At 70.7% G+C, this 4,270-nt stretch carries 4 protein-coding genes; 2 read left to right on the top strand and 2 right to left on the bottom strand.

The window, feature by feature from the left end; genetic code table 11:
- Together Q0444_RS14630 and Q0444_RS14625 are read right to left on the bottom strand one after the other, a co-directional pair.
- Nucleotides 1-364: PLP-dependent cysteine synthase family protein (locus tag Q0444_RS14630; protein WP_299023678.1), on the bottom strand; the 364-nt coding region annotated here is incomplete at its 3' end.
- A gap of 151 nt (nt 365-515) precedes the next feature.
- Nucleotides 516-2,303, bottom strand: a complete 1,788-nt coding sequence (locus Q0444_RS14625; protein WP_299023675.1) for a long-chain fatty acid--CoA ligase — start codon at nt 2,301-2,303, stop codon at nt 516-518.
- 135 nt (nt 2,304-2,438) lie between these two features.
- Here Q0444_RS14625 and Q0444_RS14620 point away from each other — a divergent pair, with 135 nt between their 5' ends.
- Nucleotides 2,439-3,620, top strand: coding sequence for a GAF domain-containing protein (locus tag Q0444_RS14620; RefSeq protein ID WP_299023673.1), 1,182 nt, complete (start codon nt 2,439-2,441; stop codon nt 3,618-3,620).
- A 118-nt stretch (nt 3,621-3,738) separates the two neighbouring features.
- The coding region (locus tag Q0444_RS14615; RefSeq protein WP_299023671.1) for an aldehyde dehydrogenase family protein at nt 3,739-4,270 on the top strand (532 nt) is incomplete at its 3' end.

The raw sequence follows: 4,270 nt of genomic DNA, 5'->3' as shown, positions 1-4,270 counted from the left end.
CCTCCGAACCCGGCGTGAGGATGAGCTCGGCACCGTAGGCGCGCATCACGGCGCGTCGCTCGACCGACATGGTGTCGGGCATGACGATGACGGCCTTGAAGCCGCGGGCCGCGGCGACCATGGACAGCGCGATACCGGTGTTACCGGAGGTACCCTCGACGATCGTGCCGCCGGGCTTGAGCCCGCCGGAGGCCACGGCGTCGTCGATGATGGCGGCGCCGATCCGGTCCTTGACGCTGCTGGCGGGGTTGGCCGACTCGAGCTTGGCCAGCACGGTGGCCTGGAGCCCCTCGGTCACGGAGTTGAGACGGACCAGCGGGGTGCGGCCGATGGTCTCGGTGATGTCGGAGTAGATCTGCGCCATGGGTGAGTTCCGTTCTGAAGAATGAACCGATCTGTCTACTTGCGAGTGTACGTTACCGGATCCGGGGTCGGCCCGCGCCGTAATCGCCGGGGGGCCGCAGACGCCGCGACGCCCGGCCCCCGAGGGGACCGGGCGTCGCGTAGGGCGGGGACTACTCGGCGTAGAGCGCCTCGATGTCGCTGCTGAAGCGCTCGTGCACGACGTTGCGCTTGAGCTTGAGCGTCGGGGTGAGCTCGCCGCTCTCCACGGTGAACTCCGCCGCGAGGATCTTGAACTTGCGGATCGACTCGGCGCGGGAGACCGACTTGTTGGCCCGGTCCACCACGTCCTGGATCGCCCCCACGAGGTCGCCGTCCTGCAGGAGGTCCGACACCTCGCCGGTCTTGCCGTGCTTGTCGCGCCACGCCGGGAAGGTCTCCTGGTCGATGGTGACCAGGGCGGCGATGTAGTTGCGGTTGTCTCCCACGACCACGGCCTGGCTGATCAGCGGGTCGGAGGAGAGGAGGTCCTCCATCTGCGACGGCGAGACGTTCTTGCCGCCGGCGGTGACGATGAGGTCCTTCTTGCGCCCGGTGATCGACAGGTAGCCGTCCGAGTCCAGCTCGCCGATGTCGCCGGTGTGGTACCACTCCCCGGTCCAGGAATCCTCGTTGGCCTGCGGGTTCTGCCAGTAGCCCTTGAACAGGGTCTTGGCCTTGGCCAGCACCTCGCCGTCGTCGGCGATCTGGATGGTCACGCCCGGGATCGGGCGACCGACCGAGCCGATCTTGGCCTGGCCGATCGGGTTGACGGTGAGCACGCCCGAGGACTCGGTGAGGCCGTAGCCCTCGAGGAGGTCGAAGCCGGCGCCGCGGTAGAAGTGGCCGAGACGCGCGCCCAGGGGGCCGCCGCCGGAGATGATGCGGTCGCACTCGCCGCCGAGGGCCTCGTGCAGCTTCGAGTAGACGAGCTTGGAGAACAGCTTCTGCTTGAGCGCCAGCACCGCGGACGGCTTCCCGCCGCCGTCGATGGCCTTGGAGTAGTCGATCGCGGTCTGCACGGCGGCCTTGAAGATCTTGGCCTTGGCTCCACCGGCGGCCTCGGCCTTGCCGGCGGCCGAGTTGTAGACCTTCTCCAGCACGCGCGGGACCGACACGAGGAAGGTCGGGTGGATCTCGGCCAGGCGCTCGACGACCTTGGTCGTGTCGGGCTCGTGGGCCACGGCGACGCGCTTGTAGAAGCAGGCCACCTCGAGGATGCGGGCAAGGACGTGGGCCAGCGGCAGGAAGATCAGGGTGCGGCTGTTGGGGACGAACGCGTCCGCCAGCTGCTCCTCGACGGCCACCACGACGCCGCCGAACCCGCCGTGCAGGATCTCGCAGCCCTTGGGGTTGCCGGTGGTGCCCGAGGTGTAGACGATCGCGCAGGGGTCCTCGTGGCCCATCACGAGCGAGGCCTGCTCGAGCTGCTCGTCGCTGATGCCGGCGCCCGCCTCGGTGAGCCGGGCGAGCAGGTCGTCCTCGATGACGAGGATGTCGCCCGCCCAGTCGGTCTCCGCGGTGAGGACCTCGCTGAGCTCCTCGTTCTCGACCACGGCGACGGTGGCGCCGGAGTCGGTGAGGATCCAGTTGCACTGCGCGGACGAGGAGGTCTCGTAGATCGGGACGGTGACGGCGCCGACGGTCCACGAGGCCCACGCGATGAGCGACCACTCGTAGCGGGTGTGGCTCATGATGGCCAGGCGGTCACCCGGCTTGACGCCCCGGGCGATGAGGCCCTTGGCCACACCCTTGACCTCCTCGAGGTACTGGGCGCAGGTGACCTCTTTCCAGTCGGTTCCCACGAGGCGCAGCACCGCGACGTCGTCGGGCGCCTCCTCCGCGTTCTTGAACACGAGCCGGGCGAGGTTCTCGACGGGGAAGGGCTTGGAGGCTGGCGGGGTGGCGAACTCGGTCGTCATTGCGATCCTTAGGTCAAGTGTGGCCTGTGTCACGGGCAAGTGTAGAGGGTCGGCCCCGGCCCGTGGTGAGCGCGGTCAATTTGGAATCGTTCATGAGGTCGGGCTCAGCTTTGTGATCTCGGTTACACTCGCGGCATGTCCGGCGGAGGGGGAGCCACGGCGAACGCGCTGGTGGCGGAGTCGTGGGAGCGCAGCAGGCGCCGTGGAATCGATCCCACGGCGGCGGATCTGCGTGTGGACCTGCAGGGGGCCGACCTGTCCTCGCACCTGGCCGCGCACCCGATGGCCGCGGTCCTGCCGCTGGTGGAGAAGGTCCTGGTCTCCGGGGTCGTGGACAGCGACCATCTGGTCGCGGTGGCGGACGAGAACGGTCGACTCCTCTGGCTGTACGGCAACCGCGGGGTGCGGACCCGGGCGGAGCGGATGGCGTTCGTGCCGGGGGCGTTGTGGAGCGACGACGCGGTGGGGGCCAACGCCCCGGGCCTGGCCCTGCGTCACGACGTCCCGGTCCGGGTGCGCGGGGAGGAGCACTTCCTCGCGCCGGCGCACGCGTGGAGTTGCTCCGCCGCGCCGGTCCACGATCCGGCGACGGGCCGGGTGATCGGCGGCATCGACGTGACGGGTGGCGGCTCCGCCGCGTCGGACGAGATGTTCGCCCTGGTCAGGGCCACCGCGCTGCTGGCGGAGGCGGAGCTTCGGTCGACGCCCGGCGGCGTTCTGGTGCCGACGGTCGCCGGTGGCGTCGGGGGGCGACGCCTCGCCGCGCTCGGCACGCTCCGCCCCACCCTCGAGGGCCACGGGGCGTTGACGCGGCGCCACGCGGAGATCCTCGTCCTGCTTTCCGCGCATCCGGAGGGGCTGACGGGCGGGACCCTGGCGGAGCTGCTCGCCGAGGGGCGGCTCGACGAGGTCAGCGTCCGGGCCGAGCTGTCGAGGTTGCGTCGCGTCCTGGGCCCCGGCGCGTTGCTCTCCCGCCCGTACCGCCTGGCGCCGGGCCTGATCGGCACCGATGTGGCCGAGGTGGCGGCGCTCCTGGACTCCGACGTGGCGGGTGCCGTCGGCGCCTACCCGGGGCCGCTGCTGCCCGCCTCCGACGCGCCGGGGATCTCCGAGCTGCGGGAGGAGTTGGACGCCCGGGTGCGCGGGGCGGTCCTGGCCTCGGGCTCCGTCGACGCGTTGAGGAGCTGGGTCGCGGGGCCGGGTCACGACGACGCCCGGGCGTGGCGGGCGCTCGCGACCGCTCCCGGGGCACCGCCGGCCGCCAGGTCCGCCGCGATGTCCATGCGACGGATCCTGGACCACCGACTCGGGGCGTGAGCCGGGGCGGGGCGGTTCCGCCGGATGCAACGTTGCTGCAACCCACCGGCGATTAGTGTCCTGGGTCACAGTCGCCGGCCGGAGGGGCGGGCGGCCCCAGCAGTCGAGAGGTGTCGACATGCCCGTCTTCTCCCAGCCCGGTTCCGCCGATGCGGTGATGTCCTTCGAAAGCCGCTACGACCACTACATCGGAGGGGAGTGGGTCGCGCCCGTCAAGGGCGAGTACTTCGAGAACGTCACCCCGGTCACCGGGCAGGTGTTCTGCGAGGTCGGCCGCGGGACGTCCGAGGACATCGAGGCCGCGCTCGACGCCGCGTGGGCCGCCGCCCCGTCCTGGAACTCCACCTCCGCCGCCGAGCGCTCGCTGGTCCTGCTCCGGATAGCCGACCGGATGGAGGAGAACCTGCAGCAGATCGCCCTGGCCGAGTCGTGGGACAACGGCAAGCCGATCCGCGAGACCCTGGCCGCCGACATCCCGCTGGCGATCGACCACTTCCGCTACTTCGCCGGCTCGATCCGCGCGCAGGAGGGCGGGATCTCCCAGATCAACGAGGACACGGTCGCCTACCACTTCCACGAGCCGCTCGGCGTGGTGGGCCAGATCATCCCGTGGAACTTCCCGATCCTCATGGCGGTGTGGAAGCTCGCCC

It is taken from the genome of uncultured Dietzia sp., assembly GCF_937873725.1.
In the GTDB taxonomy this organism is placed as follows: Bacteria; Actinomycetota; Actinomycetes; order Mycobacteriales; family Mycobacteriaceae; genus Dietzia.
Note: the sequence above shows the minus strand (reverse complement) of the source record. Positions and strands in the feature narration are given on the sequence as shown.